This is a genomic window from Candidatus Zixiibacteriota bacterium (assembly GCA_022865345.1).
Classification (GTDB): Bacteria; Zixibacteria; MSB-5A5; order MSB-5A5; family RBG-16-43-9; genus RBG-16-43-9.
This window is the reverse complement of record JALHSU010000050.1, coordinates 1-3,548: the sequence shown is the minus strand read 5'-3', so window position 1 is coordinate 3,548 and position 3,548 is coordinate 1. Positions and strand designations below refer to the sequence as shown.

Sequence of the window (3,548 nt, the reverse complement as noted above, 5' to 3'; positions counted from 1 at the left end):
AGAATATACCGGGAGTAGAAGATATAGGCTAAAGCCAAGCTGTGCCTAAGGTCCGGATAGTTTTTCCCCTCGACTATCTCCTGGGAGAGCTGGAGCAGGTAATCTTCCACCTCTTTTTTCTCCACGACTTTGGGATCATACTTGAAACGCAAACTGAAATAATCGCAAAGAGATTTTATCTCTAGACTTGACCCCTCGGTTAAAAGACTTTTCAGAAGCATATAGATCCGGGATAAATCCTCCCAGGTAAAAGCCTTCTGCAGAAGCTCTTCCATGCGCAGGTCCTTTTTGAAGCCGAACTGATAGGCTTTCTTGAAATTGTCTAAAGCTTCCTTCAGAATGGTCTCAGAGATTATGTCGCCCTCCACTCTCCCCCGTTCCAGGCAGCTGAAACCTAAGTTGAGATAAACCTCCTGGTATCTGGGGTTCAGTTTCAGAGCTTCCTGGAACTCCTTTTCTGCCTCCAGGTAGCTTTTCTTCTCCAAGAAAGCGGTTCCCAGGTTATGGCGATAATCTGCAAAGTCGGAATCGATCTTCAGTGCGGTTTGAAAATTCTTGATGCTTTCATCGATCATCCCCAATTTCAGATAGACAATCCCCAGGTGGTTATAGACTGGCGAATAATTAGGAGTTTTGACTAAGGCCAGTAAAAACTCCTCTTTTGCCTCCTCTAAAAGCTCCCGGCCTAAAAAAACCAGTCCCAGGCTGTGATGAGCCGGCCCGTCCCCGTTGAGCTTTAATTTTTGTGAAAGCTCGAACAGGGAAATGAGCAGGGCATATTCTTCTCTATGGTAATAGGCGATCTTCTCTTTTATCTTTTCTATCTCTTCCCGCTCAGTCAATTTTTCAATTTGACCGTCTCTTATGCGGATCGATCTGGAGGAAACCAGTCTGCGGTTCTTGAAAAGCCTTACTGATACCCGGTTGAGCAGAGCATCATACTCAGTCTCTACCGCATAGGAATTCCCCCGGTATCCTATTTTTTCCTTGTGTTTGGGAAGTCTCAGCTCGTCCATCTGCAAAATAGACACTTATAGAACAGTTGACTTTTAGCCTCCTTTTATGCAAAAAGGGGGCTTTCTCACCATTTTAATTATCGGCTAAGTTGATGGAATTATAAAGGCTTAAAGGTGGAATTCTTGCGGGTTTGAAGCCTGTTCCGGGTTAAATTTAATGCTTCTAAGGATAAGAAATCACGTAGCCGAGCCTTTAGGGCTTGGTCCACAGAGGTCTAAAACCTCTGCTACGCGACTGCATTGACATGGTCAACGCACTACAAAGAAAAAGTGGTGGCGTTGCCACTCCTGTCCTACCCTACGGGGGCTTGCTCCGGATCCGTTTCCAGGATGGCAGCGGAGGAACTTAAATTATGTGAGAGATGTAATCAAGGATTGTTGGAACGGAGTTTAAGAAGATAGCCTCTTACTTTTTCTTTTTGAGATTCATCTGTGCTATATTTTAAAAACAACTCGAACTCTTCTATTACTTTTTCTTTTAATCCCTTTCGAGAGTAAACCAAGGCAAGATAATAATAGGCTGAAGCATAATCTGGTTTTAACCTCAGAACCTGGTTAAATTCACCCAGTGCTTCATCCAGGGAATCGCTCTCCAGGTAGATCTGGCCTAAGCCAAAATGAGCTGAATAAAACTCAGGGTCTATATTAATCGCTTTTTTATAAGACTTTACTGCTTTTTCAGTTTCTGCTAACCTGGAATAAATATAGGCAATATTGGAATAAACATCAGGGACTGTTTCGCCAAGTTTCTCAGCCTTCTTAAACTCTGCTAAGGCTTCCTCCAATCTTCCTTTGTTAAGAAAAGTATAGCCTAAATTTACATGAACGGCTGAATTATAGGGATTTAAACGAGCAACCTTTTGAAACTCATCTAAAGCCAGATCCATCTTCCCTTGTCTTTGATAGATTAAGCCTAAAGTATTATAAGCACCAAGGAAGCCTGGGTTTATTTCTATTGCTTTTTTTAGTAGTTCCGTAGCCTTATCATAATTACCTATGTCCATATAAGTTTTAGCTGCACGATTTAATGAGTCCTCAGGAAATAATTTAAAGATTTCAGCTTTGCTCTCGTCAACTTCTGTAAATCTTTTGTGTTGAAAGTAATAAATGGATAAAGTAACTCTTCCAGAGAGACTTTTTTTTAAGTCTAAATCCAGAAGATTTCTACATCGATCGATTCCTTTTTCAGTATTTGTATTAAGCATAAACCATGGCAGGGTAGAGAGAAAAGCTGTGAAGATTAAAACCATAGCGGGATATCTTTTAGATTGAACGAGATTCATAAACCAGTAAACTCCTAACAGGGTGTAGCCTAATGCTACAGTGGAGAGCAAGTCCCAATCCCTGCCCGCCCCTAATTTGGGGTCTATAATAAAATGATATGAGATCTGCGCTAAAAAGACGATAAGGAGAAAATAAATTATAGGGTTTTTGCATCTCAGTCTATCTTTAAAAACTATTACCAAGCTGACGAGCAGTATAATCCCTACTGGAGATAGAAGCAGATGCTGATTTAGAATATCTAAGAGGTGAGGAACAGAGAGAAGAGTATAATCAGGTGCGTAGGCTCTTCCCTTAAAGAGAGGCACGAAAATCTCAGATAAAGCTGGATTGAGACTCGAAACGTAAAAGATTGACAGGCCAAAAAGAAATGCCAGAACCAAAAGATAAGGAATGGCCTTTCTTATTCTGACAACGAGTTCCCCTTTTTTCCTTTTCAAGGCAAGAAGAAAGAAAAGTGATGGGAAAAAATAGCCGGAAGAGAAATGCAAACCAGTAGCTAATACACAAAGAAAAATAGGCAAGTAGATCTTAGTCCTGCCTTGAATGTACCTCAAAGAGAAGTAAAGATATGCTAAGAGGCTAACATATACTAATGTATAATTCTCTGCATAGCCCAAGAAGAGTTCAGTTGCTCCACCAAGAATGAATATTGAAAAGATGAATAGCCTATCGAACCTATCTTCTGAGAGGGCTTTTGTCAGGAAAAATAAGATGAAAACAAAGACCCCACCTCCGAAAATGCTTAAGCCAACATATATCGACTCAGCTGAAGGTGCAAAAAAGAGTTGCAGGAATTTGTACAGATACAGATGAATGTAAATCTCTAAGACCTCAAAGCCAGTTCGCAAGTATTGCTCAGATTCTAAATGCGAGATTAATGCATACCCGTCTCCCAGGAAATGCGTCCTTGTTCTCAAGAGCCAGAAGAAGAACATAGAAATCACAGCTAAAAGCGAAGCGATGAGAACTTCTCTCTTGGGGACAATCCTCTGAAAAAAAGAGAGGATTTGTTCAAGCAGTTTGTAAACTCTTGAGTTCACTCAGGGCACGAGGGTCAAAAGTCCTGGTATTGTGAAAACAAGCCTCACCCACAAGGGGAAATAAGCTAAATGGTTTATCCCCCAGAGCCGGCTTTTGGGGAAAAGGGAGGAGATAAAATGGGCTGAGATCAAAAGCCCGCAGAGGAAAGCTATAAGAAAGTTAAATTTTGATGTGGAGTAAGGAACTGAGCTTGTTTCGGCTGGTTTT

Annotated in this window: 3 protein-coding genes; all 3 read right to left on the bottom strand. The window is 41.1% G+C overall.

Going from position 1 to position 3,548, the window contains the following annotated elements; all coding sequences use genetic code 11:
• Positions 1-1,016, bottom strand: a 1,016-nt coding sequence (locus MUP17_02135) for a tetratricopeptide repeat protein (protein ID MCJ7457773.1), incomplete at its 3' end; no start/stop codon positions are given.
• A 368-nt stretch (positions 1,017-1,384) separates the two neighbouring features.
• Positions 1,385-3,340 (bottom strand): tetratricopeptide repeat protein, encoded by a 1,956-nt coding sequence (locus MUP17_02130; protein ID MCJ7457772.1) that lies wholly within the window; start codon positions 3,338-3,340, stop codon positions 1,385-1,387.
• Positions 3,341-3,548: hypothetical protein (locus MUP17_02125; protein ID MCJ7457771.1), on the bottom strand; the 208-nt coding region annotated here is incomplete at its 5' end. It lies immediately after the preceding gene.